The sequence below is a fragment of the Pyxidicoccus trucidator genome (assembly GCF_010894435.1).
Lineage (GTDB): Bacteria > Myxococcota > Myxococcia > Myxococcales > Myxococcaceae > Myxococcus > Myxococcus trucidator.
This window is the reverse complement of record NZ_JAAIXZ010000034.1, coordinates 19595-44874: the sequence shown is the minus strand read 5'-3', so window position 1 is coordinate 44874 and position 25280 is coordinate 19595. Positions and strand designations below refer to the sequence as shown.

The following is a 25280-nucleotide window of genomic DNA, read 5'->3' as shown; positions in this document are numbered from 1 at the left end:
CCTATATAGCGCTTGCTCAGAGGGGTGCGCCAATGACAACGCGGTCAGCGACGAAGCCGTGGGGGGCGGTTCTGCTCGGACTCTGCACGCTGCTGGGAGGCTGTGGAGGCGGGAAGCCCGACGCCACGGGGCTGCCTGGTGCCCCGCAGGCGGTGACGGCCGAGGCCGCGGACACCCTCGCGCTGGTGCGGTGGACGCCTCCCTCGACGGATGGCGGCAACCCGCTCATGTATTACATGGTCCGCTGCGAGCCCATCTGTGGCGGCGCCATCGTCACGTCGGACGTGATGCAGGCCACCGTGCGCGGGCTCAACAACGGCTTCTCCTACGTCTTCAAGGTGTCGGCGGTGAACGTCATGGGGGAAGGCCCTTCCTCCCTGCCGACGGAGACTGTGACGCCGCGGGCTGGCACGGAGGTGGCGAACCCCACCGTCCCCGGCCAGCCCCGGGCCATCCGCGCGACGGCGGGCAACAAGGCCATGTACCTGAGCTGGGTGCCACCCGCGAGCTTCGGGGGGCGCCCTCTGAGTTCCTACCGCATCACCGTGGAGCCGGGCGGCGCCACGGTGACGGTGCCTCCGACGGAGGTGAAGGTCCTCATTCCCGACCTGCTCAATGGAGTGCCCTACCGCTTCAAGGTGGTGGCCACCAACGAGGTGGGGGATGGCCCCGAAGCAGCCACCCCGTTGGTGCGGCCCCAGGCAGGCGGAGCGCCTGCGAGCTGGGTGTCGGGCTACTGGGTCGGCTATGCGGCGGCGGTGGGCTCCGAGCTCCCGGTGGAGGAGGTGGACCTGTCGGGCCTCACCCACCTCATCGTCGGCCGCTTCAAGCCGGGAATCTATGGCTGGGTGAACCCAGACCTGGACATCCACCCGAACCCCGACCACGGGCGCCGCGTCGCGAAGGAGCTGGCGCAGCGGGCGCGTGAGCATGGACGCAAGGCCTTGATGCTGCTGGGCGGCGAAGGCGAGCACGACAACTTCGTGCTGGCCACCGCCCCCGAGTCGCGCGCCACCTTCGTACACAACCTCATCCGGCTCATGGACGAGCTGGGCTTCGACGGCATCGACGTGGACTGGGAGCCCATCGACCTGGCGGCCGAGAGATCTCCCGCCAGGGAATGCACTCCCAACGAGGACTGCCCTGAGGAGACGCCCCGGCCCGATGACGGTGAGCGACTGCTGGCGCTGCTGGATGACCTGCGCGCGGCGCGGCCCGGCATCATCCTCACCGTGCCGGTGTACCCGGAGAACCTCAACTTCGGGATAAGCCGCGCGAGGGCGGAGTTCATGGCGCAGCTCGCGGCGCGAGTCGACCAGCTGAACATCATGACCTACGCCATGAGCTACCACTTGTCGGGCTGGGAGAGCTGGCACACCAGCCCGGTGCTGGGCCATACGCCCAACCGCCCCGCCTCCGTGGATGGCTCCGTCCAGCTCTACCTGGCGGCGGGGGTTCCCGCGGGGCGGCTGGGGGTGGGCATCGGCTTCTTCGGGCAGTGCTTCCGGGGCGTGACGGAGCCACGCATCCCGTTCGCCAACCGCCCGGGCGCGTACGTGGGGCCGGGCGACAACCGGATGAGCTTCAACTTCATCATGAGGGACTACTACGAGCCCCGGGCGTACCGCTGGGACGACGAAGCGCAGGCGTCGTACCTGTCCTTCAACCTGCCGGCCGGCCCCGAGCTCTGCGACTACATCTCCTATGAGGACGAGCGGTCCATCGCGGCCAAGGGCCGGTATGTGAGGGACCAGGGCCTGGGCGGGGCCATCATCTGGACCATCAACCAGGGCTATCTCCCCCGGGAGCCCGAGGGGCAGCGCAACCCGCTCATCCAGTCCCTGAAGCGCGCGTTCCTGGACCCGTGAGCCCGGGGCGGGCACCTCACCGCTTGAGGCAGATCTCCCCGCTCGCCTCGTTGATGAACGTCGAGGTGCCGGTGCCCTGGAAGAGGATGTAGCCGGTGGCACCGGCGAAGATGCCGGTGCCGCCCACGACGACATCCCTCGCCCCGATGAGCCCGTTCGCGGTGTCCAGGATGCCGGTGTCGCGGGTGGTGAGCGTGCCGTCCTTGGTGCGGATGGTCAGCAGCCCCGAGTAGACGAGCGTGGTGGGCTCCTCGGTCGCCGCCGCTGGCTGGAGCGAGTCCGCGACGAAGGTGGTCCGGCCCTTCAGCAGCCCGTCTCCCCTGAACTCCCCCGTGGTGCAGATGCCCACCGGGCTGGCGCAGGCCCCCGTGCTCATCGTGCTCGTCAGCGTGCCGGAGATTTTCACGCACTTCGGCCTGGGACGCTCCCTCGCCGAGGCCGAGACGCCCGCCATCACCGCCGCTCCCACTACGACTGGAACCGCGAACCGACGTACATTCCGCCGCATAGCGCACCCCCCGTGCGAACGGAAAGCTACAGCACGCCCATTATTTGTGTAGTGGGTCGGGACTGATTCGAGACCTGCGCCCACCCCTCGGGTCGGGAAGCCAACCCCGGGGGCGCCGCCTCGTGGACACCCCGCTCCCGTCCAGAGTGCTGGCCCTGACGGGAGCGCTGCCGCACCATGGGGGCATGGAGACCCTGAAGCCCGTCCCGACAGCGCTCACCATCGCCGGCTCGGACAGCGGTGGCGGCGCCGGCATCCAGGCCGACCTGGCCACCTTCGCGTTCCACCGCGTCCATGGCACCAGCGCGGTGACGGCCGTCACCGCGCAGAACACGCTGGGCGTCACCCGGGTGGACGTACTGCCCGCCGCCTCCGTCGCCGCGCAAATCGACGCGGTGGCGGTGGACCTCGGCGCCGGCGCGGTGAAGACGGGCATGCTCGTCAACCCGGACATCATCTCCGTGGTGGCCGCGCGGCTGCGCGAGCTGAAGCTGGGCCCGCTGGTGGTGGACCCCGTCATGGTGTCCCGGGCCGGGGCGCGGCTCATCGACGACGCGGCGGTGGGGGCGCTGAAGGAGCTGCTGCTGCCGCTGGCCACCGTCGCCACGCCCAACCGGTACGAGGCCGAGCTGCTCGCGGGCCTGGAGCTGCGCACGCTGGAGGACATGCGCGCGGCCGCGCGCCGCATCCACCGGCTGGGCCCCCGGGCGGTGCTGGTGAAGGGCGGGGGCATGGAGGGGGCGCTGCGCGGAACGGACGTCTGGTTCGACGGCGAGCACCTGGTGACGCTGCACCTGCGCGCGGTGGAGACGCGCAACACCCACGGCACCGGCTGCACGCTGTCCGCGGCCATCGCCGCGCACCTGGCGCTGGGACGGGACGCGCTGGAGGCCACGCGGCGCGCCAAGGCCTACGTCACCGCCGCGCTGGAGCACCCGCTGGCGCTGGGCAGGGGCCCGGGGCCCTTCAGCCACTTCTTCCCGCTGGACGACCAGGCCCCCGGGACGACTCCCCAGGGGCCCTGAGCGGACAGCGCTACTTCGTGTCCTTCGCCTGCGCCGCCGCGCGCGGGACGGGGAAGCCGCGCTTGCGCATCAGCGCGTCGATGCCCGCGTCACGGCCGCGGAAGCCTCGGTAGGCCTCGGCCGGGTCCAGCGTGTTGCCCACGGAGAAGACGTTCTTGCGCAGCTTCTCGGCCACCGCCTTGTCGTAGGCGCCCTTGCCCGCCGTGAAGGCCTCGTAGGCGTCCGCCGTCAGCGTGTCGGACCACAGGTAGCTGTAGTAGCCCGCCGAGTACCCGTCGCCCGCGAACACGTGGCCGAACTGCGGCGTGCGGTGGCGCATGACGATTTCCTTCGGCATGCCCAGCGCGTTCAGCGTGTCGCGCTCGAAGGCGTCCGGGTCGATGGGCGTGGCCCCCGCCAGGTGCAGCTTCATGTCGATGAGCGCGCTGGACAGGTACTCCACCGTGGCGAAGCCCTGGTTGAAGGTGGAGGCCTTCTCGATGCGGGACACCAGCGCCTTCGGAATCGCCTTCCCCGTCTGGTAGTGCAGCGCGTAGGTGTTGAGCACCTCGGGCGTGGCCAGCCAGTGCTCCAGCAGCTGCGAGGGGAACTCCACGTAGTCACGCGCCACGGCGGTGCCCGCCAGCGACGGGTACGTCACGTTGGAGCTGAGGCCGTGCAGCGCGTGGCCGAACTCGTGGAACAGCGTGGAGGCGTCCTCCCAGCTGATGAGCACCGGCTCGCCGGGCCCGCCCTTCACGAAGTTGGAGTTGTTGGAGACGATGGTCGTGACTTCGCCGCGGAACCGCTCCTGGGTGCGGTAGGCGTTCATCCACGCGCCGGAGCGCTTGCCCTGGCGGGCGTACGGGTCGAAGTACCAGAGGCCCACGTGACGGCCGCTGGCCTGGTCCTTCACCTCCCAGACGCGGACGTCGGGGTGGTAGACGGGCACGTCGCTCACCGGGGTGAAGGCGAAGCCGAACAGCTCGCCCGCCACCCAGAACATGCCCTCGCGCAGCTTCTCCAACTGGAGGTAGGGCTTCACCTCGTTCTGGTCCAGGTCGTACTTCGCCTTGCGGACCTTCTCCGCGTAGTAGCGGTAGTCCCAGGGCTCGATTTTCAGCTTCGCACCCTCCTTGTCCGCCACGGCCTGCATGTCCCGCACCTCCTCGTGGACACGGGCCACCGCGGGCTTCCAGACGGCCTCCATCAGCGCCATGGCGCGCGCGGGCGACTTCGCCATGGTGTTCTCCAGCCGCCAATGGGCGTGCGTCTCGTAGCCCAGCAGCTTCGCGCGCTCGGCGCGCAGCTTCAGCACCTCGGCGATGGTGGCGTTGTTGTCGCGCGCGTCCTTGTTGTCGCCGCGGTTGACGTAGTTGCGCCACACCTTCTCACGCAAGTCCCGGCGGGCCGAGTACGTCAGGAACGGCTCCATGGAGGAGCGCGTGTTGGTGATGACCCACTTGCCCTTCAGGCCGCGCAACTCGGCCGCGGCCGCCGCGCCGGCGCGCACGGAGTCGGGCAGCCCCGCGAGGTCGGCCTCGGACTCCAGGACGACGGTGTAGCCCTCCTCGTCGGCGAGCACGTTCTGGCTGAAGGACGTGTAGAGCGACGCGAGGCGCTGGTTGATGGCGGCCAGCTGCTGCTTCGCCGCCGTATCCAGCTTCGCGCCCATGCGGGCGAAGCGCGTGTAGAGCAGCCAGGTGAGCCGCTGCTGCTCGGGCGTCAGCTTCGCCTTCTCGGGCGAGTTGTAGACGGCGTCGATGCGCTTGAAGAGCGCCGCGTTCTGGTAGATTTCGTCGTCGAAGGCCGCGAGCTTCGGCGCCAGCTCCCGCTGGAGCGCCTGGACCTCCGGGTTGCTCATGGAGCCGCTCCAGATGCCGTAGAGCGTCTCCACGTCGGAGAAGGTCTTCCCCGTGGCCTCCAGCGCGACAATCGTGTTCTCGAAGTCAGGCGCGGAAGTCTCGGCGACGATGGCGGCGATTTCGCGGCGGAGCTCCTCCATGGCCACCTCGAACGCGGGCTTGAAGTGCTCCACCTTCACCTGGGCGAACGGGGGGACTCCGCCATAGGGGCCGGCCCAGCTCGCGAGCAGCGGGTTCGAGTCGGTGGCGGCGGGGGTGCCGGGAGCGGCGGGGGTGCTGGGGACGGAAGCCATGTTCCGGGACTCCTGGGCGGGCTGGGCGGTTGTCGCGCAACCGGCGGACACGAGCACGGCCATGCCCGCGCCGGCGAAGAAGAGCTTACGCATGAGAAAGGGGGTCTCCCAACGAAAGGGTGGCTGTCTGGTAGGGGCGGAGCCTGGCGGCGGCCCGCCGCGAACCGTAGGACGGAATCGCGGCGCCCCCAACACGCCTGCCTGGCCTCCTCTTCCCGAGCCGTCCGCCGTGAGTCGCGCCCCAGACAAGCGCGGGGCCCGCCCCCCACCTCGTCCCCCAGAGGAGCACGCACCGTGTCATCTTCCCGCGTCGAGAACGGCCGTCCCACCCCGGGCGTTCCCACATGGCCATGACCGCGACGAGCTCCCTGAAGGACCGCATCGAGAACCCGGAACTGCTGGCCAGGGTCGTCCCCGTCGAGGAGGCGGTGAAGCACGTCAGCGACGGCAACACCCTGGCCATCAGCGGCTTCACCAAGTCAGGGGAGCCGAAGACCTTCCTCCCGGCGCTCGCCTTTCACTTCTCCGAGACGGCGCCGCACTCGCGCATCACCCTGCTGACCGGCGCCTCGCTCTCCGAGGACGTGGAGGGCCCCCTGGCGCCCTTCATCCGCAAGCGCGGCCCGTACATGTCCTCGGCCGCCTCGCGCCGGCGCATCCACGCGGGGGAGATGGACTTCACGGACGTGCACCTGTCCGCCTTCGCGCGCAACCTCATGTACGGCTTCTACGGGGACGTCGACGTGGCGGTGGAGGTGTCCCGCATCCGTCGCAACGGCAGCGTCATCCTCACGTCGTCGGTGGGCATCAGCGTGGAGGCGCTCACCCGCGCGAAGAAGATTGTCCTGGAGGTGAACACCTCGGCGCCGGACTACACGGGCTTCCACGACATCGTCGTGCCAGCCGTGCATCCGCACGTGGGCTGGCCGCTGCCGGTGGTGAACGTGAGGGACCGCATCGGCAGCCCGTATGTGGAAATCGACCTGAGCAAGGTGGTGGCGGTGGTGGAGTCGCGCACGCCGGACCATCCGGTGCCCTTCAAGCCCGCGGACGAGACGGACAAGCGCATCGCGAGGAACGTCATCGACTTCCTGCTCCAGTGCCGGGAGCAGTACGGCTGGGGCAAGCGGCTGCCGCCCATCCAGTCCGGGGTGGGCAACGTGGCCAACGCCATCATCGGCGAGCTCTACGACTCGCCCTTCCAGAAGATCCGCTTCTGGACCGAGGTGTTCCAGGACGGGATGCTGCGCTACGTGGAGGACGACGCGAAGTTCGAGTACGCGTCCTCCACCGCGGTGTCCTTCTCCGCCGAGGGGCGCCAGCGCTTCCTCCAGATGTTCGAGCGCTGCCGGGACAGGCTGGTGCTGCGGCCCATGTGGCTGTCGAACAGCCCGGAAATCATCTCCCGGCTGTTCGTCATCGCGATGAACACGCCCATTGAGGTGGACATCTACGGGCACGTGAATTCCACGCACATCGACGGCTCGCGCATCGTCAACGGGCTGGGGGGCTCTGGGGATTTCTTCCGCAATGCCTACCTGAGCATCGTCCACACGCCGTCCACGCGCAGGCTGAAGGACGGGCGGACGGTGAGCTGTGTGATGCCGTACGTGCGGCACATCGACCACACGGAGCACGACATCAAGTGCGTCGTCACGGAGCAGGGGTACGCGCTCAACATGGACATCCGCTCGCCGAAGCGGCGGGCGCAGGACATCATCGAGCGCTGCGCGCACCCGCACTTCCGACCGCTGCTCACCGCATACCTGGACATGGCGGGCCCCGGGGACGAGCCGCGCGCCACGGACATGCAGGCGCTGAACGGCTGGTGGCGGGACTATGAAGTCGCATGCCGCTCCTTCCCCGCCGGTGGATGAGTCCCGAATGATGGAGCGGAACGGGCGCGAGCCGTGGCCTCCGGAAGTGTCCGAGCAGATGCGAGAGGTGGACCGGCTGCGCAGGAGCGGGCGGTACGCGTCGGCGCTCGTGCTCATCCGTCAGCTCGCGGAGAAGTACCCGAAACAGGTGCGCATCCTGAGCGAGCTGGGGCAGACGCTGGGTATCTGGGGCGGGGCTCCGGCGGAGGCGCTCGTCTGGTACGAGCGCGTGCTGGAATTGGCGCCCGGGCACAACACGACGCGGCTGCACCGGGCGTTGTCGCTGGCGCGGCTGGGGCGGCATGAGGAGGCGGTGGCGGACTTCGACGCGCTGGTGGCGGGGGGGTATCGCAAGGCGCTCGTCATCCACATGAAGCGCGCGGAGTCGCTGGCGGCGCTGGGGCGGGACGTGGAGGCGGAGCGGGACTGGACGCTGGCGATTGAGGAGGACCCGGTCAATCCGTGGCTGTTGCAGCAGCGTGCGGGGGCGCGGGCGCGGCTGGGACGGTTGGAGGAGGCGGTGACGGACCTCACGGACGCGCTCGCCACGCAGGAGGGCGAAGACGTGGACCCGGAGCTGCTGCGGGAGCGTGGGGGGCTGCGGGCGCGGCTGGGGGATGGGGAGGGTGCGCGGGCGGACTTCGAGGCGGGGCTCGCCGCGTTCCGTGAGGGGGATTCGCCCGGGCTGCTGGATGAATTGCGAGCGGGGCTCGCGGAGTCCGCACGCCGGTAGGGCTGTCAGCTTCAGTCAGTATGCCCCGCCCTGCGGCACCCGCCCGAGCTTGTCTGGCACCTTGCCCATCTCCAGGACACGGGCGTCTGTGCAGGTGGACTCGAATGACCACATGCGGAACGAGTCTCCGGGCCGTGTCTGCTCCTTCAGGTATGCCGAGAGTGCTTCGAAATCATCGAAGACCCTACGACTGGGAGCACGGCTTCCCCGATAGAAGCGGTGCTCCACAATGACGGAGCCCTCTTCCGCAAGAACCGTGCGCAGCCGCTCGAGTACTTGCACGTCAGTGATGCGTGCGCCGGTTTCGCTCCATGCGTCAGCTTCGGACATCTTGCACCCCTCGCGACGGATCCTCATCTCCGCAGAGCGACTCGTCATCTTCCTTGGGCCCCACCATCGAATCCACAAGGGCTGCAACGGCGGGGACGGTCATGATGCCGGAGGAACTTCCAGGACGCACACATCGGCGCAAACAGGGAGGAGATGTACCGGTACGCGCGAACTCATCATCTGCTTTGATCTGATTGGTCCCAGCTTGCCCTACCATCTCCTGGCAGGGCCTCCGATTGAGTACTGACGCCATGCGGCTCTACAAGCTGGACCGTGGAGACATCGATCTTCAGCAGGGGACATACGACGCCGCCCCCAAGTGGAAGCTGCCGGGCATCTCATGTCCTGCATGCAAGGCGACCTGGGGCGGAGCAGGCACCAACTACCCGGCCGTCGACTTGTCCGTGCTGCCGGAGGCTCGGAAGTACTTGAAGGCCCGACTCGAAGAAAACTTCGAGGAGTACGAGCGGCTACGCGACCAGGTCCGCCCCCTGCTCCCTCCAGATTACCCGCTTCGACCCGGAACCACTTTTGGTCCCCTGATGGGAAAGGCCCGAGGCCCCTTCTCCGCCTTCATCCATCAGTACGGGCACACCCTGCTGGTCCTGCCAGAGGCCCTGGAAGTGTTGCAGGGCGGGGGCCTTCGCGGCCTCCGCAGCTGTCGCTCCGGGGTGCGGTCGCCATGGTTTCAGCCTCCCCAAGGAGCCCATCCTCGACGCAGCCTCGCTCCCTTCGGACCTGGACCTCTTCCGTCTGCGCAACTTCGCGACCGTGCTCATCGTCACCGAGCGCTTCAAGAATGCCGTCGAGCGCTTCGAGTTGGACGGCCTGATCTTCCGCGAGCTTCCGGTCCGCTGACACGCCCACGGCCTCTGGCCAACCGTGGGCAACGGCCACGTGTGGGTTCCGGGGATGAGAGCACCACTCCCGGGCCTGCGCGGAGCTGCCTGTTCCATCGGTCAGTCGTCAGGGCAACCCGCTGGACTCGAGGTAGACGGGCGCGGCGGTGGGTAGGCGGGCGTGTAACACGCTCCCTTGTAGACGATGTCACCCTCGCCGCAGTCCTTCGCGTCCAGAGCCAGCTTCTTCCAGCATCCACCATTGATGGGAACCTGAGACTGGGGGCAGCGGCCAAGGGCATTCGGCCGGGTCTGTCCTGGGACGGGCTGGGGCGGCACCTCCTCGGCGATGGCCGGCCCAGCAAAGGGGGTCCGCTTCAGAGACACCGGGGCTGTCAGTGCGGAGTCCCCGACGGCCACCGCGCCGCCATCCCTCGCATCCTCGGGCACTGAAGCGTGCACCTTCCCGGCCCCGTCTCCGGAGTGGACGCCCAGCAGCCACCCGGCTCCCAGCGCAAGTGCTCCCAGGCTGGCTGCCACGAACCAGGGCCGCCGGGTGCGCCCAGTTGCTCGCCGCACGGTGTGCCGGGGAGCGGCCCTTGCCTCCACGAGCCGAGGTGCCTGCCTGACGAAGAGCGGAACATCCGCCACCAGCCGAGGCGCCTCCCAGACGAAGAGCGGAACATCCGCCTCTGGCCCAACCTCGTCCGCGGCCTCCTCCAGCGCCTCGGCCAGCTCGCGAGCACTGCCACGTTCCTCGGGGCTCACGGAGAGCATCTGGGACGTGAGCTCACTCAGCGCCTCGCAGCAACGGGCGTTGACCGCTCGCGCGGACGAGGAGCCGGCTCCCTCCACGTGCCCCAAACGCGACGCCGGGTCCGCCAGGGAAGGGTACTCGTTGGTCACCAGCCGGAAGGCGGTGACGCCGAGCGCGAAGACATCATCTGCCGGCCCTGGCGCGTAGGCCACGGCCGAGTCCTGGAGGGGGAGCCGCACGGAGCTCCACGCCTCCGGCGAGCGGTAGGGCGGCGTGCCGGGAGGAAACGGCGGTTCCGTGAGTGTGGCGGCCCCCAGGTAGTGCCCGGAGCCGAAGTCGGTCAGGAAGACCCGACCATCCGCATCACTCACGAGCACGTTGTCGCCCTTCACGTCACGGTGCACGCCCCCCGCGCCATGCGTGGCTTCCAGGGCCCGCGCGAGGCTGGCGAGGACCCGAAGCACCTGCCGGGAAGTGGGCCGGTGCTCCCGAGCCCAGTTGTAAAGCGACACGCCGTCCACCAGCTCCATGGCGAGGTACGGATTGCAGCGGCCCGCCGGCTGTTGCCAGACTCCATGATCCACGAGGCGCGGGACGCACGGGTGGCGGATGCGGGAGAGGAGCTCCACCTCGCGTGCGAAGCGCTCATCCCCGGGGTGCAGGGCCACCTTGAGGGCCACGGAGCCTCGTGCAGTCTCCACGTCGACGGCACGATAGACAGCGCCGTAGGTTCCCAGCCCGCGTCGCTCCACCACGAACCATGGCCCTACCCTCGTTCCCAAGGGAAGGCGCGCAGGGTTCAGGTAGCCAGACTGCATGGGGTGCCTCGCGTGGAGTTGCGCGGTTCGCTCCGCTCTCCGGGAGGCTACTCTCAGAGTAGGTGCGTGTCAGCGCAATCTCCCAGGTCAACGCCCGCCATCGGGCCCCATCCCGCCGCGAACACGTATGCCGTGCAGCGCCCCCACGGACATGCGCGTGAAAGGGCGCCTCGTGTTCATCAATGCACGCCGTCCGGGGCGAGGAGGCGATTCCTGTCTGGATGGGGATGTCCGAGGCTGCGCCCATGCCGGTCATCATCCGGGGCCGCCGCGTCATGTTCCTTCCCTCCCGCCCGGGGGACGGGCCACAGCCCCTGAAGCGACCGCCGTGCAGCTACTGCGGCAAGCCCGGCCATGCTTTCGCGCCGACGTGGGGGAGCCACCTCGGCAGCTCCGGTGTGCTGCGTGACAACATCCTGGGGAAGCGCGAGGCGGATGCACACCGGTGGTACACGGGGCGCTGGTCCATCTCCGCGCACCACCTCATCTGCTCGGAAGCCATGGCGGACGACGACGACTGGGCCACGTACTGCCACGAGTTCGGCTACGACATCAACCGGAGGGAGAACGGCGTCATCCTCCCCTCGCGCATGGGCGTGGCTTGCGAGCTCCATGTCCCCGTCCACCGAGGCAACCACGTCGAGGGCTGGGCCTATGACGTCCAGCTGGCCTACCCGAAGGCCGTCATGGCGGAGCTGAGGCGTATCCGAGCCCAGGTTGCACACGGGGCCTATTGCAGCAACCCGGCAGCCCTTATCCAGCGCCTCGATGAGCTGAGCGCGAGGATCCTGGTGAAGGTCGCGCGCTTCCGCTGGACCCTCTCAAGCGACGGGCTCGACTACCAAGACGATGGAGTGGGATGTGCTGGGGTAACGAGCATCACCGACAAGCCCCGGCGCCCATGTCCTCATGCCCGGAAGCATGGCAGCAAACATGGCGTCACGGGAGAGGCGCTCACGCGCCATCCACTGAGCGTTGGAGGCTAGCCCCATGCAGAGTGAATACTTCATCATCGAGCGAGCCGCGTCCAACAGCCACCCATTGCTCGGATGGGCCCAAAGCGGGAGCGCCTTCTACAAGGGGAAGCCCGTCACGGTGACAGAGCCCATCAGACTTCGTCTGAATGAGCCCATCCCCGCCGTCCCCGTCATGGTGGACCACCACAGCCTTCCCGATCCGGTGTTCTCAACCCGTCTTCGAGATGTGCTGGAGCCACTCCAGCTTCACCGCGTGCAGCTCGTGCCCGCTGACGTGCGGGTGAAGGAAGACGATGTGCGGCGCTACTGGCTCCTGCACGTCTTCAATGAGATTGCCTGCCTGGATCGGCAACGCTCGGTCTTCGACTCCTACTCGGATGGCGATGTCGCCGACATCGAGAAGCTGGTGCTCCATGAGGAGACGCTTCGTGAACTGCCTCTGGAAAAGCGCCTCGTGTTCATCCTGGCCGAGGTCACGTCGATGTGCCTCTTCCACCGCTCGGTCGTGGACCGGGTGTTGTCGCTCTCCCCTCCCGCGGAAGGGGTGCGCTTCATCCCGGTAGAGGCCTGGAACGACTCCGCCGGGTTCAGCTGAGGAGCTGCCAGCACCCGAAGCAACGCGCTACGCCGCCACCTCGGCCTCGGGCGCGCGGCGCACCTTCGCGAGCGCGGCCACGAGCACCTCGGGCCCCGCGCCGGACTTGTGCGCGTTCTCACTCAGGTGCCTGCGCCACGCGCGCGCACCGGGCAGGCCCTGGAACAGCCCCAGCATGTGCCGCGTCATCGCCCCCAGCGGCGCTCCCTGCTTCATGCGCCGCTCGATGTACGGGAGCATCGCCTCCACCACCGCATGGCGCTCGGGCGGGGCCTCCTCGGCGCCGAAGAAGCGACGGTCCGCCTCGGCCAGCAGATACGGGCTCTCGTAGACGGCGCGGCCCAGCATCACCCCGTCCACGTGCTTCAGGTGCTCGGCGGTGGCGTCCAGCGTCTTGATGCCGCCGTTGATGCTGATGTCCAGGTGCGGGAACTCGGACTTGAGCCGGTACACCAGGTCGTAGCGCAGCGGCGGCACGTCCCGGTTCTCCTTCGGGCTCAGCCCCTGCAACCACGCCTTGCGCGCATGGATGATGAAGCGCGTGCAGCCCGCGGCGGACACCTTCCGCACGAAGTCCTCCAGCGTGGGCCACTCCTCCAACTCGTCGATGGCGATGCGCGACTTCACCGTCACCGGGATTCGCACCGCCTCGCGCATCGCGCCCACCAACCGTGCGACCAGGTCGGGCTCGGCCATGAGGCACGCGCCGAAGCGGCCGGACTGGACGCGGTCACTCGGGCAGCCGACGTTGAGGTTGATTTCGTCGTAGCCCCACTCCTCGCCGATGCGCGCCGACTCGGCGAGCGCGGCGGGCTCCGAGCCTCCCAACTGCAGCGCCACCGGGTGCTCCGCGAGCTCGTAGCCCAGCAGTCGCTCCCGGTCGCCGTGCAGGACGGCGCCGGTGGTCACCATCTCCGTGTAGAGGAGCGTGTGGCGGCTGAGCAGCCGGTGGAAGTACCGGCAGTTCCGGTCCGTCCAGTCCATCATCGGCGCGACACACAGCGGCATGGGGCGAGGCGGCATCATGGAAGAACCCGGGGGAGCGCCTGGAGCGTCCCTCGAAGCAGGCCGCTCCCCTGACGGCTGCATCTACCCGGCTTTCCCGCCCCTGCCCACCCCTCTTTGCCGCTCGCATGCACGGAGAGGGAGGAGGCGGACGCCCGTCCCCTGTAGGCTGCGCCCGTGTCCCCGAGCCCTCCCCTCCTGGATGACATGCTCCTCTTCGCCGAAGTCGTGGCGACGGGCGGCATCACTGCCGCCGCCGAGCGGCTGGGCCTGCGCAAGTCCACCGTGAGCCGCCGGCTCTCCGCCCTGGAGGCGCGGCTGGGCATCCGCCTGCTCGAGCGCAACACGCGCCGCCTGCGCCTCACCGAGGCCGGGCGGGACTACCACGCCCACTGCGCGCGGCTCGTCTCCGAGGCCCGCGAGGTCAACCGCGCGGTGAGCGAGTCACGCGGCACGCCCCAGGGCACGCTGCGCATCGCCACCCTCTCCCTGCTCGGCGAGCTGCTCACGCCCCTCATCTCCGAGTTCCTCCTCCGCCAGCCGCTGATGCGCGTGGAGCTGTCCCTCGCCGAGGCCCACGTGGACCTCATCGCCGAGGAGTACGACCTGGCCCTGCGCACCGGGCCGCTCGCGGACTCCACGCTGGTGGCCCGCCGCCTGGGCCGCCTGCGCACGGGCTACTACGCCAGCCCCACCTACCTCAGCCGTCACGGCACGCCCCGCACCTCCGAGGAGCTGAAGGGCCACGAGTGCGTCCTCCTCGCCGAGCCCGGCACCGACGAGGTCTGGTTCTTCGGCGAGGGCAAGCGCGCGAGGACGGTGCCCGTCTCCGGCCGGCTGCGCGTGCCCAGCGTGCGCGCCGGCCAGTCCGCGGCCCGCGCGGGCCTGGGCGTGGTGCGACTGCCGGCGTCACTCGTCGTGGACGACGTGCGCGGAGGAATGCTCGTCCCCGTCCTGGAGGACCAGACGCCTCCGGGCATCCCCGTGTTCGCCGTCTACCCCAGCAGCCGCCAGCTCCCGCCCAAGGTGCGCGCCTTCCTGACGCTGCTGTCCGAGCGCAGCGCCTCACTCCCGTGGGAGGGCATGGGTTAGGGGCGCTTCGCGGAACGAAGCGTTGCGCCAGGGGCTCTCGTCCTCACGTCCCACCGCCATTACACCTTCCTGCGTACCGAGGCGCGGCACCGAGGCCGTCGCCACATGAGGAGGACACGTCATGGCAGGGGAAGTCATCGAGCTGGGGGATGCGGACTTCAAGCGCGAGGTCCTCGAGGCCCAGGGGCCGGTGGTGGTGGACTTCACCGCCAACTGGTGCCCTCCGTGCCGCATCATCTCGCCCATGCTGGACGCGCTGGCGACGGAGTACGAGGGGCGGATGAAGTTCACCAAGATTTCCACCGACGACCACATGGCGACGGCGCAGCAGTACGGCATCCGCTCCCTGCCCACCCTGCTCATCTTCAAGGAGGGCAAGGTGGTGAAGCAGCTCGTCGGCGCCATGCCGCGCAAGCGCCTGGAGGAAGAGCTGCGCCCGCACCTCTAGCCGCTACACCTCCTCCAGCGCCTTGTTCCGGGTCTCCGTTGGAAACGGGTACGCCTTCCACCAACTACCACCCACATGAAACATGACACTCCGAGTGCAATACGCACCCCCGGGGTCGTCCCTGCCCTTCCGCGCTGGCGGACCCGCACGGCGCTGGCTACTCATGCGCACATGAGAGCCTTCGAACTACGAGGAACGGGCGGCATCGACAGCTGGGTCCAGGCGGAGCGGCCGGAGCCGAAGCCGGGTCCGGGGCAGGCCCTCGTCCGAATCCGGGCGGTGTCCCTCAACTACCGGGACCTGTTCATCGCGCTCGGCAGGTATCCAGGCAACCGTCCCCTGTCCCTCATCCCCGCCTCGGACGGTGCGGGCGAGGTCGTCGCCGTGGGGGCCAACGTCACGCGGGTGAAGCCCGGGGACCGCGTGGCCCCCACCTTCTTCCAGACGTGGACGGACGGTCCGAGGACTCCCGAGAAGACCGCCAATGCCCTGGGAGGCAGCGTGGACGGCGTGCTCGCGGAGTACGTCGCCGTGGACGCGGAGGGCCTGGTGCACCTGCCGGAGCACCTCACCTTCGAGGAAGGCGCCACCCTGCCCTGCGCGGCCGTCACCGCGTGGAACTCGTTGGTGTCCGAGGGTGGGTTGAAGGCGGGGCAGACGGTGCTGGCGCAGGGCACCGGTGGTGTCTCCATCTTCGCGCTGCAGCTCGCACGCGCGCTGGGTGCCCGCGTCCTCATCACCTCCAGCCAGGACTCGAAGCTGGAGCGCGCGAAGGCGCTCGGGGCGGACGGCACCATCAACTACAAGAAGCACCCGAACTGGGAGGAGCAGGTCCTGGAGCTGACGGGTGGGCAGGGCGTGGACCACGTCCTGGAAGTGGGCGGCGCGGAGACGTTCCCCCGCTCCATCCGCGCCACGCGGCCCGGCGGGCACATCTCCCTCATCGGCATGCTCAGCGGCGGCGGCGCCAGGCCGGACCCCGCCCTGAGTGGACCGAAGAAGCTCGACGTCCAGAGCACCTATGTGGGCAGCCGCGCCATGTTCGAGGACATGAACAGGGTCATCTCCCAGCGCCAGCTCAAGCCCGTCATCGACCGCGTCTTTCCGTTCGAGCAGGCCCGCGAGGCGCTGCGCCACATGGAGGCGGGCGCCCACTTCGGGAAGCTCGTCATCAGCGTCTGACGGGGGCCGGGCGCCGCCCCTGCCGAGCCGTGCCCAGGCCTGCTCTCTTGCACCAGCAGTGAAATGAAAGGAAGTGTGGCGATTCTCTCCAGGTAGGGTAGTCACGGGCGCGCCACGGGAGTGTCACACCCAGGTTACGACTCCCGGGCAGACCTCACCTGCACATCCAGGTGACTGGAGGGACGGATGCTCGAGAAGTTGATGCCCAAGTCGGATGAGTTCTTCGACGACTTCGACGCGCAGTGCGCCGTCACCGTGCAGGGCGCGAAGCTGCTGCACGAGCTGCTCAGTGACTACCGCGACGTGCCGGAGCGCGTCCGTGCGCTCAAGGACGTGGAGCATCGCGGGGACGAAGTCACGCACACCGCCTTCAACCGGCTCCACAAGCAGTTCATCACCCCGTTCGACCGGGGGCAGATCCACACGCTGCTGTCGCGCATCGACGACGTGCTGGACCTGGCCAACGCCGCCGCGTCGCGGCTGCACTACTACGAAATCCAGAGCAGCCTGCCGGACGCCACGGAGCTGGCGCGGCTGCTGGTGCTGAGCGCCCAGAAGGTCCAGGAGGTGGTGGCGGCGCTGCGGCTCATCAAGAAGCCGGAGCAGATCCTCGCCGGCTGCAAGGAAATCAAGCGGCTGGAGTCCCAGGCGGACGAGGCGCTGCGCGCCGGAGTCGGCCGGCTCTTCAAGAGCGGCGTGGATACCCTCACCGTCATCAAGTGGAAGGAGATCTACGACCTCATCGAGACGGCCACGGACAAGTGCCAGGGCGTGGCCAACATCATCGAGGGCGTGGTGCTGGAGCACTCCTGAGATGCTACTCACCGCCGTCATCGTCATCGTCGCGGTCGCGCTCATCTTCGATTTCATCAATGGATTCCACGACGCGGCGAACTCCATCGCCACCGTGGTGTCCACGCGCGTGTTGTCACCCAACCTGGCCGTGGCCTGGGCCGCGTTCTTCAACTTCATCGCGGCGTTCGCCGGTGGCGTCCACGTGGCGAACACCATGGGCAAGGGCATCATCAACTTCGACATGCTCCGTGCCGAGGGCTCTCCCGCGGTGCTCGCGGTCATCTTCTCCGCGTTGATGGGCGCGATTGCCTGGAACCTGCTGACGTGGTGGTGGGGACTGCCCTCCTCCTCGTCGCACGCGCTGGCGGGCGGGATGATTGGCGCCACGCTGCCGGTGCTCGGCGTCGCGGGGCTGGTGGGCTCGGGCATCGCGAAGATTGCCGCCTTCATCGTGCTGTCGCCGCTCATCGGCATCATCCTGGGTGTGTTGATGATGCTGGCGAGCACGTGGGCGGTGCACCGGCAGACGCCGCTGCGGGTGGACGCGTGGTTCCGCCGGCTGCAGCTCGTGTCGTCCGCCATCTTCTCCTTCAGCCACGGCACCAATGACGCGCAGAAGGTGATGGGCATCATCGCGGTGGTGCTCTTCGGCACCATCTGGAAGGACCGGCCGTTCCACATCGACTGGTGGATGATCATCTCCTGTCATGCGGCCATCGCCCTGGGCACCTTCTTCGGCGGGTGGCGCATCGTCCGCACCATGGGGCACAGCCTCACCAAGCTGGCGCCCATCGGCGGCTTCAGCGCGGAGACGGGCGGCGGCGTCACCATCATCGCCCTGGCGCACTGGGGCATCCCCGTGTCCACCACGCACACCATCACCGGCGCCATCGTCGGCGTGGGCTCCACCAAGGGCTGGCGCGCCGTGAAGTGGGGCATGGCAGGGCGCATCATCTGGGCGTGGGTGTTCACCATCCCCGCCGCCGCGCTGATGGCGGTGCTCGTCTACGGGCTCACCCAGCTGGTCGTGAAGCTGGTGAGCTGAGCAGCGACGGGGCCCGTGAAGGTTCGCGGGCCCCTGCCCTCCTGGCCGCCCGGCCCGGGTATGCGGGAGGCGCCATGGCGGAGCGGAGCAGGCGTGTCGTCCTGGCCCACGCCGCGAAGCGAGCCCCTACCTGGCAGGCGGCTGACGCCCCAGGTCGGTGGCTTGACTTGCGTCGAGGGTTTCAGCCAGCCTTCCACTTCGTGAGCCACCGGAACGTCAACATCGGGCTGAGCGAGGGACTGACGTCCTCGGCCTCCGTGCGCCCGGTGACGGCTCCGTCGACCACGACCACCACCACTACGACCACGACTCCGCGCGGAGCGCGGGCGGTCTAGCTCGGAACCTTCAGGTTCCCCAGCTCGGCCCCGCGCTCCCCGGCGCGGGGCCTTTTTGTTTTTCACGCCCTCCACCCCAGGAACCCCATGCAGCCCACCCCGCAGACGCCCCTCCCGAAGTTCCGCCCCTCCGCTCCCGCCCACCTCCGCGAGGTCGCGCCATGCGAGTGATGAAATTCGGCGGCACCAGCGTGGGCGGCGTCGAGCAGATGCGCCGCGTGGTGGACCTGGCCGCGGCGGCGCGCCAGCAGACACGGGTGATGGTGGTGGCCTCGGCCGTGTCCGGCATCACCAACCTGCTGGTGGAAGCGGCGCGCGTGGCGCAGGAGGGTGGCGCGGTGGAGGCGCTGCGCGCCCGCTTCGACGACACGCACTCCGCCATCGTCCGGGAGCTGGGCGGTGAGCTGGGCGCGGCCCGGCAACGCCCGCTGGAGGAAGGACTCGCGGCCCTGTCCTCGGAGCTGCGCGGGCTGTTGCAGGGCGTGGGACTGCTGCGGGAGTGCTCCCCCTCGGTGCTCGCCCTCCTGTCGGGCCTGGGCGAGCGCGCCTCGTGCCTCATCCTGGGCGCGCTGATGGAGGCCCGGGGACTCGCGCCCCAGGCCGTGGACCCTCGCGAGGTGCTCGTCTGCTCGGGAGACCCGCTCCAGGCCACGCCGCACATGGAGGAGAGCCGCGCGCGCTTCGCCCCGCTGAGAGAGGGCGGCCCGGGGCTGATGCTGATGCCGGGCTTCTTCGGCGGCGACGGCAAGGGCAAGACGCTGTCGCTCGGGCGCGGCGGCTCGGACTACTCGGCCGCGCTGGCGGCGGCGCTGCTGGACGCGGACCTGCTGGAAATCTGGACCGACGTGGACGGCATCTTCAGCGCGGACCCCCGCCTCGTCCCCGAGGCCTTCCCGCTGCCGGAGGTGAGCTTCGAGGAGGCGATGGAGCTGGCCTACTTCGGCGCGAAGGTGCTCCACCCCAAGACGATTGCCCCGGCGCGCGAGCGTGGGATTCCGGTGCGCGTCTGCAACAGCTTCAAGCCCGAGCACCCCGGCACCCGCGTGACGGCCGCCGCCGCGCCGCCCCAGCACCCGGTGCGCGGCCTGTCCTTCCTGCCCGACATCTCCCTCGTCAACATCTCCGGCGCGGGGCTCAAGGGCGTGCCCGGCACCGCCGCCCGCGTCTTCGAGGCGATGGCCCACGCCGGCATCTCCGTGGTGCTCATCACCCAGGGCTCCAGCGAGTGCTCCATCAGCTTCTGCGTGCAGCAGGCCGACGCGGAGCGCGCCGTGCGGGCCCTGGAAGCCGCGTTCGAGGTGGAGCGCGAGGCCGGCAAGGTGGACGCCATCGAGCGGCAGGGCGGGCTCGCCGTGCTCAGCATCGTCGGTGACGGGATGCGCCACCGCGTGGGCGTGGCGGGGACGTTCTTCAGCGCCCTGGCCGACGTGGGGTGCAGCATCGCCGCGATTGCGCAGGGCTCCAGCGAGCGCAGCATCTCCGCCGTCATCACCGAGGCGGACGGCCCGCGCGCCATGGCCCATGTGCACGGCCGCTGCTTCGGCACCACGGAGGTGGTGGAGCTGCTGGTGGCGGGCGTGGGCAGCGTGGGCGCGGAGCTGCTCCGGCAGGTGCGGCAGCAGGCCCCCAAGCTGCGCGCCCACGGCGTGGACCTGAGGGTGTGCGCCATCGCCAACAGCAAGCACTGCGTGGTGGCCAGCGAGGGCGTGCCGCTGGAGGGCTGGAAGGAGCGGCTCGACGCGGGCGGGGACGGCCCGGCGCTGGACACCTTCCGCGACTGGGCGCGCGCCAAGCGCCCCGGCCGGCCCATCTTCGTGGACTGCACCAGCAGCGAGGACGTGGCGCTCGCCTACCCTTCGCTGATGGAGGCCGGGCTGCACGTGGTGACGGCCAACAAGAAGGCCAACGCCGGCCGGTGGAGCCACTGGCGGGGAATGCGCGAGACGGCGTCGCGCCACCAGCGCCGCTTCCTCTACGAGACGAACGTCGGCGCGGCCCTGCCCGTCATCGACACGCTCAAGAACATGCTGCGCACGGGTGACCAGGTGCTGCGCATCGAGGGCATCCTCTCCGGCTCGCTCTCGTTCATCCTCGGCCTCGTCGAGGAGGGCGTGCCGCTGTCGAAGGCGGTGGGCGCGGCGATGGAGCGGCGCTTCACGGAGCCGGACCCCCGCGACGACCTCCACGGCACGGACGTGGCGCGCAAGGTGCTCATCCTCGCCCGCGAGCTGGGACGCACGGTGGAGCTGGAGGGCGTGGGGCTGGAGTCGCTCCTCCCCTCGGACTTCGACGCAACCGGACCCCTCGACGACTTCCTCGCCCGCCTGCCGCAGGTGGATGCCGCCTTCCAGCGCCGCGTGGACGCGCACCGCAAGGAGGGCAAGGTGCTGCGTTACGTGGGCAGCGTCAATCAGGACGGCTGCTTCGTGGGGCTGGTGGCCGTGCCGCTGGAGCACCCGCTGGCGGCGGTGAAGGGCGGGGAGAACGCGCTCAGCTTCCTGTCGGAGCGCTACAGCCCCACGCCGCTGGTGATTCGCGGCTACGGCGCGGGCGCGGCGGTGACCGCGGCCGGCGTGCTCGCGGACGTGCTCCGGCTGGTGGACGTGCCGCTGCCCTGAGCAGCCCCCGCCCGGCGGTGCCGCTACCGCCGGGCTCCCCGCCTCCGGCGGTGGCGCTCCAGCGCCAGCACGGGCAGCCAGGGCAGCACCGCCAGCGCCGGGCCGAGGGCCCTCCGGCCCGGTGTGAGACGTCAGCGGGCCCGATTTTCAGGCCCTGGAAGCGCCCTGCCCCGCGGCCTCCGCGTCCGCCATGAAACGCCTCGGCAGCGTCACCGTGAAGGTGGAGCCCTCTCCGGGCCGGCTCTTCACGGCGATGGAGCCGCCGTGGGCCTCCACGATTTGACGGGTGATGAAGAGGCCCAGCCCCAGGCCGCCGTAGTTGCGCGGGGAGACGGCGCGCTCGAAGCGTCCGAAGATGCGCGAGACATCCTTCTCCGGGATGCCGATGCCCTGGTCCTGGACGATGAGCCGGGCCACGTCGCCCGCATCCTCCACGCTCACCGTCACCGGCCTGCCGGACGCGTACTTGATGGCATTGGAGAGCAGGTTCGCCAGCACCTGCTCCAGCCGGAGCCGGTCATACCGCCCCGTCACCGGCCCGGACGTCCGCAGCACCAGCTCGCAGTGCGCGCGCGCGGCCTCCGCCTGGAACTGCTCCGTCACCTCGCTCGCGAGCTGGCTCAGGTCCAGCTCCTCCAGGTTGAAGCGGAGCTGGCCCGTGCTGATGCGCGACACATCCAGCAGCCCGTTGATGAGCTTGTCCAGCCGGTGAATCTGCTTCGTGGAGACCTCGAGCTTCTGACACAGCGCCACCTCCTGCGTCCTCGAGCAGAGGCGCTGCAGGTGCTGGAGCTGGAGGTGCAGCGTGGTGATGGGGGTGCGCAGCTCGTGCGAGGCGATGGAGAGGAACTCGTCCCGCAGGCTGATGGCCTTCTGCGCCTCCTGGTAGAGGCGCGAGTTGTCCACCGCGTAGGCGGTGCGCCGCGCCAGCTCCTCGGCCAGGGCCTGGTCCTCCCGGCGGTAGGGGTTGCCGGGCTCGTCGCGCAGGAGCGTGAGCGTCCCCAGGGGACGTCCCCGGGCAATGAGCGGGACGACCAGCAGCGAGGCCGGGCGCAGCCGCTGGAGCAGGGGGAAGCGGACGCGGCCGGAGTCCCCCGCTCCGAGCCGATGGAGCAGCTTCGTGGTGTCCGGGAGCAAGCGCGAGCGACCCGTGCGCAGCACCCGGTCCAGCTCCGGAAGCGGCCGGGCAGCCTCCTCCGGGCCGAGCAGGTCCCCACAGAGGGGCTCCGCGCGGCTCCCGGGCGCATGCTCGCAGGCCACCCGCCGGACGACGCCCTCCTCCTGGAGGTGCAGCAGGCACGTGTCTCCCAGCAGCGGGACGGCACGGTGGGCCACGGCGGTCAGCGCCGCCTCCGGGTCCAGCGAGGACACCAGCGCCGCGCTCGCCTCGGCCAGCAGGCGCTGCCGCTGTGCCGCGGCGCTCGCCTCGGCCAGCAGGCGCTGCTGCTGCTCGGCCCGCTTGCGCTCCGTCAAATCGCGGCTGACCTCCGCGAAGCCACGCAGCCGGCCCTCCGCGTCTCGCAGCGAAGTGAGCACCACGCCCGCCCAGAAGCGCGAGCCATCCCTGCGCAGCCGCCACCCCTCCACCCCCACGCGCTCCTGATCCACCGCCCCCTGCAGCTGCGCCTGGGGACGGCCCCTCGCCACGCTGTCCGGTGGGTGGAAGGCCGAGAAGTGCCGGCCGAGCGCCTCCGACGTCTCGTAGCCGAAGATGCGCTGCGCGCCCGCGTTCCAGCTCACCACGTGTCCGTCGGGGTCCAGCATGATGAGCGCCTGGTCCCTCACCCCGTCCACCAGCAGCCGGAAGCGCTCCTCGCTCTGGCGCAGCGACTCCTCCGTCCGCCGCCGCTCCGCCGTCTCCAGGGCCATGGACACCACGTGGCCGATGGAGCGGGCGAACGCCTGCTCCTCCACCGTCCAGGGCCGGGGCGGGCCGATGTGCTCGTGGCACACCACGCCGCCCAGCCTCCCGCGGACCCAGACGGGGACGTCCAGCATGGAGGTGATGCCCTGCGGCTCCAGGTACGACGCAGCGAACTCGCGCGTCCGCTCGTCCCGGCGGGCGTCCGCCGCGTCGATGTACAGCTCGTCCAGCAGCGCCTGGAAGTAGCGGGGGTAGTCGCTCTTCAAGAGCCGGGCGCCGCCGTCGAAGGCGTCGGCGTCCCGCAGGTACATGACGTCGCAGTGGATGGCGTGGGCCTCCGGCGCGAGCGACCAGTAGCTCACCCGCGCCACGCCCAGCTGCTCGGCGTCACTCTTCAGAATCTGTCGGAGGCTCGCCTGGAAGTCCGGCGCCTTCGCCGCCGCCAGCTCCAACAGCACGGATTGTTCCAGGAGCACGGACTGGCGATGGAGCATCCGCTCCCGCTCCGTCCGAGCGACCGGCCCTTCCTGGCCCATGTCCTCTCCCGTGCCCCAGGTGACTCTCACCCGTGAAAGGTGCTGCCGGCCCGTGGGCGCACCAACCAGCCCCCGGACACCCGGCGGCACCCCGCTCGCCTGCCCGGAACGCCCGGCGCTCCCAGACTCTGCTCCACTGAGAAGGATTCCCGTACATGTCCGCACCTTGCCTGGGCATTTGAAGTTGCCTGGAGAACTGCCCAGAATGCCCCCCTGCCCTCGACAAGCGAGCGGCAGGGGGAGAACGGAATGTTCGTGTCTCGCAAGTCACACTGGGGCCACACCACGAGCAAGGTGCTGGCACTCGCGCTCACCCTCGCATTGGCGGGGTGTACCGGCGATGACGATGACGACGATGATGATGATGATGAGCAGCCGAACTGCACCGCCGGCCAGGCGGTGACGCTCAGTGGCAAGGTGACGTACGACTTCGTCCCGGCCGTCTATTCGGCGTCCACGCGGGCGGGCACGCTGGACTTCGCCCAGGCCTCCGCGAAGCCGGTGCGCAACGCCGTCGTGCAGGTGCGCCAGGGGTCCAACGTCCTGGCCACCGGGGCGACGACCGAGCAGGGTCAGTACCAGCTGACCTACACGCCGAGCTGCAGCGGCGCGCTGTCGCTCGTCGCGCTCGCGAAGACCACCACGCCGGACATCCAGATCGAGGACAACACGGACAGCAACTCGGTCTGGGCGCTGGGTGACAGCATCACCACCACCACCACGGCCAAGGACCTGCACGCGGGCCATGGGTGGAATGGCTCGGGCTACACCGCCAACCGGCGGTCCGCGGCGCCCTTCGCCATCCTCGACAGCATGTACACCGCGTCCCGCGCCTTCCTCGCGGTCCGCCCCGCCGCCGCCTTCCCGGCGCTCAAGGTGAACTGGAGCCCGGACAACGTCCCCCAGGGGGGAGACAAGGCGGCCGGCTTCATCAGCACGTCGCACTTCTCCTTCACGGAGAACGAAATCTACATCCTCGGCCGGGCGAGCATCGACACCGACGAGTTCGACTCGCACGTCATCGTCCACGAGTGGGGGCACTACTTCGAGGCCAACCTCTCGCGCTCGGACAGCCCGGGCGGCCCGCACAGCTCGGGTGACGTGCTCGACCCGCGCCTGTCCTTTGGCGAGGGCTATGGCAACGCCCTGGCGGCCATGCTCCTGCCCGAGTCCATGTACGTGGACACGCTGTGGGCGGGCAGCTCCGGCGGGCTGACGGCCTTCGGCTTCGACGCGGAGACGGCGCCCAGCCCCACGGACGACCCGACGCCCGGACCGTTCTCCGAGTCCACCGTCATGCGCCTGCTCTATGACCTGTACGACTCGGGCTCCAACGAGTCGGGGTACGACAACGTCGCGCTGGGCCTGGGGCCCATCTATGACGTGCTGGTGGGGCCGCAGAAGTCGACGGAGGCGCTGACCACCATCGGCTCCTTCATCGCCGGCCTCAGGACGCAGGCGGGGGTGAACGAGACGGCGGTGAACGCGCTCCTGGCCCACTATGACGTCGGCCCGGTGACGTCAGGGTTCGGCGACGGGGATACGGACCTGCGCGCCATGTACAACGTGGTGCCCAACACGTACCCGCACAGCGCCAGCGTCTCCTTCCGCGGCGGCCCGTCGACGTTCAACAAGCAGCAGCAGAACCGCTACTACGTCTTCACGGGCACCGGCCGGATGATGAACATCTCCGCGTCGAACGCGTCGGAAGACGTGGGCATCGAGGTCTACCAGCGGGGCGAGGTGGTGGGCTCCGCGGACAAGTTCCTCGCAGGCACGGAGTCGGTCAGCATTCCCACCCAGAGCGGCACGACGTACGTGCTGGCGGTGATGGGCTTCAAGGAGAACTCGGGCACCTACTCCGTCTCCATCTCCATCACGAGCCCTTAATCGAGG

General features: G+C 69.6%; 19 protein-coding genes and 1 pseudogene. 14 read left to right on the top strand and 6 right to left on the bottom strand.

Going from position 1 to position 25280, the window contains the following annotated elements; genetic code table 11:
- Positions 1-32 precede the first annotated feature (32 nt).
- Complete coding sequence (locus G4D85_RS47095; RefSeq protein ID WP_164021440.1) at positions 33-1868, top strand: glycosyl hydrolase family 18 protein; 1836 nt, start codon at positions 33-35, stop codon at positions 1866-1868.
- A gap of 16 nt (positions 1869-1884) precedes the next feature.
- On the opposite strand, the gene G4D85_RS47090 is transcribed toward G4D85_RS47095, so the two are convergent.
- Positions 1885-2322, bottom strand: a complete 438-nt coding sequence (locus G4D85_RS47090) for a hypothetical protein (protein WP_164021438.1) — start codon at positions 2320-2322, stop codon at positions 1885-1887.
- Between the two features lie 239 nt (positions 2323-2561).
- On the opposite strand from G4D85_RS47090, the gene thiD reads away from it, so the two are divergent.
- Positions 2562-3401 (top strand): bifunctional hydroxymethylpyrimidine kinase/phosphomethylpyrimidine kinase, encoded by an 840-nt coding sequence (gene thiD, locus G4D85_RS47085; protein ID WP_164021436.1) that lies wholly within the window; start codon positions 2562-2564, stop codon positions 3399-3401.
- Between the two features lie 10 nt (positions 3402-3411).
- Here thiD and G4D85_RS47080 read toward each other — a convergent pair whose 3' ends face one another.
- Positions 3412-5631 carry a M3 family metallopeptidase gene (locus G4D85_RS47080; protein WP_164021434.1) on the bottom strand — a complete coding sequence of 740 codons (2220 nt, stop codon included), beginning with the start codon at positions 5629-5631 and terminating at the stop codon, positions 3412-3414.
- Between the two features lie 257 nt (positions 5632-5888).
- Between G4D85_RS47080 and G4D85_RS47075 the strand changes: the two genes are divergently transcribed.
- Together G4D85_RS47075 and G4D85_RS47070 are read left to right on the top strand one after the other, a co-directional pair.
- Complete coding sequence (locus G4D85_RS47075) at positions 5889-7415, top strand: acetyl-CoA hydrolase/transferase C-terminal domain-containing protein (protein WP_164021432.1); 1527 nt, start codon at positions 5889-5891, stop codon at positions 7413-7415.
- 7 nt (positions 7416-7422) lie between these two features.
- Positions 7423-8148 carry a tetratricopeptide repeat protein gene (locus tag G4D85_RS47070; RefSeq protein WP_240359934.1) on the top strand — a complete coding sequence of 242 codons (726 nt, stop codon included), beginning with the start codon at positions 7423-7425 and terminating at the stop codon, positions 8146-8148.
- Positions 8149-8163: 15 nt separating this feature from the next.
- Here the strand turns inward: G4D85_RS47070 and G4D85_RS47065 are convergent, their stop codons facing one another.
- Positions 8164-8478: a hypothetical protein gene (locus tag G4D85_RS47065; protein WP_164021430.1), complete on the bottom strand. Its 315-nt coding sequence runs from the start codon at positions 8476-8478 to the stop codon at positions 8164-8166.
- A 251-nt stretch (positions 8479-8729) separates the two neighbouring features.
- On the opposite strand from G4D85_RS47065, the pseudogene sitI6 reads away from it, so the two are divergent.
- Positions 8730-9336 (top strand): annotated as a pseudogene (sitI6, locus tag G4D85_RS47060) (SitI6 family double-CXXCG motif immunity protein).
- Between the two features lie 101 nt (positions 9337-9437).
- Here sitI6 and G4D85_RS47055 read toward each other — a convergent pair.
- Complete coding sequence (locus G4D85_RS47055; protein ID WP_338052956.1) at positions 9438-10829, bottom strand: serine/threonine-protein kinase; 1392 nt, start codon at positions 10827-10829, stop codon at positions 9438-9440.
- Positions 10830-11113: 284 nt separating this feature from the next.
- On the opposite strand from G4D85_RS47055, the gene G4D85_RS47050 reads away from it, so the two are divergent.
- On the top strand, positions 11114-11878 hold the full coding sequence (locus G4D85_RS47050) for an AHH domain-containing protein (protein ID WP_240359933.1): 765 nt from the start codon (positions 11114-11116) through the stop codon (positions 11876-11878).
- Between the two features lie 4 nt (positions 11879-11882).
- Positions 11883-12464: an imm11 family protein gene (locus tag G4D85_RS47045; RefSeq protein ID WP_164021426.1), complete on the top strand. Its 582-nt coding sequence runs from the start codon at positions 11883-11885 to the stop codon at positions 12462-12464.
- A gap of 27 nt (positions 12465-12491) precedes the next feature.
- Here the strand turns inward: G4D85_RS47045 and dusA are convergent, their stop codons facing one another.
- Positions 12492-13490 (bottom strand): tRNA dihydrouridine(20/20a) synthase DusA, encoded by a 999-nt coding sequence (dusA, locus tag G4D85_RS47040; protein WP_164021424.1) that lies wholly within the window; start codon positions 13488-13490, stop codon positions 12492-12494.
- A gap of 186 nt (positions 13491-13676) precedes the next feature.
- Between dusA and G4D85_RS47035 the strand changes: the two genes are divergently transcribed.
- From G4D85_RS47035 to thrA, 6 genes are all read left to right on the top strand, one after another.
- A complete protein-coding gene (locus G4D85_RS47035) occupies positions 13677-14561 on the top strand; it encodes a LysR family transcriptional regulator (protein WP_205526021.1) in 885 nt (294 codons plus the stop codon).
- A 121-nt stretch (positions 14562-14682) separates the two neighbouring features.
- A complete protein-coding gene (gene trxA, locus G4D85_RS47030; protein WP_164021420.1) occupies positions 14683-15009 on the top strand; it encodes a thioredoxin in 327 nt (108 codons plus the stop codon).
- Positions 15010-15180: 171 nt separating this feature from the next.
- Positions 15181-16191, top strand: coding sequence for a zinc-dependent alcohol dehydrogenase family protein (locus G4D85_RS47025; RefSeq protein WP_164021418.1), 1011 nt, complete (start codon positions 15181-15183; stop codon positions 16189-16191).
- 186 nt (positions 16192-16377) lie between these two features.
- On the top strand, positions 16378-17004 hold the full coding sequence (locus G4D85_RS47020; protein ID WP_164021415.1) for a DUF47 domain-containing protein: 627 nt from the start codon (positions 16378-16380) through the stop codon (positions 17002-17004).
- 1 nt (position 17005) lies between these two features.
- Positions 17006-18031 (top strand): inorganic phosphate transporter, encoded by a 1026-nt coding sequence (locus G4D85_RS47015; protein WP_164021413.1) that lies wholly within the window; start codon positions 17006-17008, stop codon positions 18029-18031.
- A 496-nt stretch (positions 18032-18527) separates the two neighbouring features.
- The gene (gene thrA / locus G4D85_RS47010) at positions 18528-20984 is read left to right on the top strand and encodes a bifunctional aspartate kinase/homoserine dehydrogenase I (protein WP_164021411.1); all 2457 of its coding nucleotides are present in this window, start codon (positions 18528-18530) and stop codon (positions 20982-20984) included.
- Positions 20985-21131: 147 nt separating this feature from the next.
- Here the strand turns inward: thrA and G4D85_RS47005 are convergent, their stop codons facing one another.
- Positions 21132-23384: an ATP-binding protein gene (locus G4D85_RS47005; protein ID WP_205526020.1), complete on the bottom strand. Its 2253-nt coding sequence runs from the start codon at positions 23382-23384 to the stop codon at positions 21132-21134.
- 249 nt (positions 23385-23633) lie between these two features.
- On the opposite strand from G4D85_RS47005, the gene G4D85_RS47000 reads away from it, so the two are divergent.
- Complete coding sequence (locus G4D85_RS47000; protein ID WP_164021407.1) at positions 23634-25274, top strand: hypothetical protein; 1641 nt, start codon at positions 23634-23636, stop codon at positions 25272-25274.
- Positions 25275-25280: the final 6 nt, after the last annotated feature.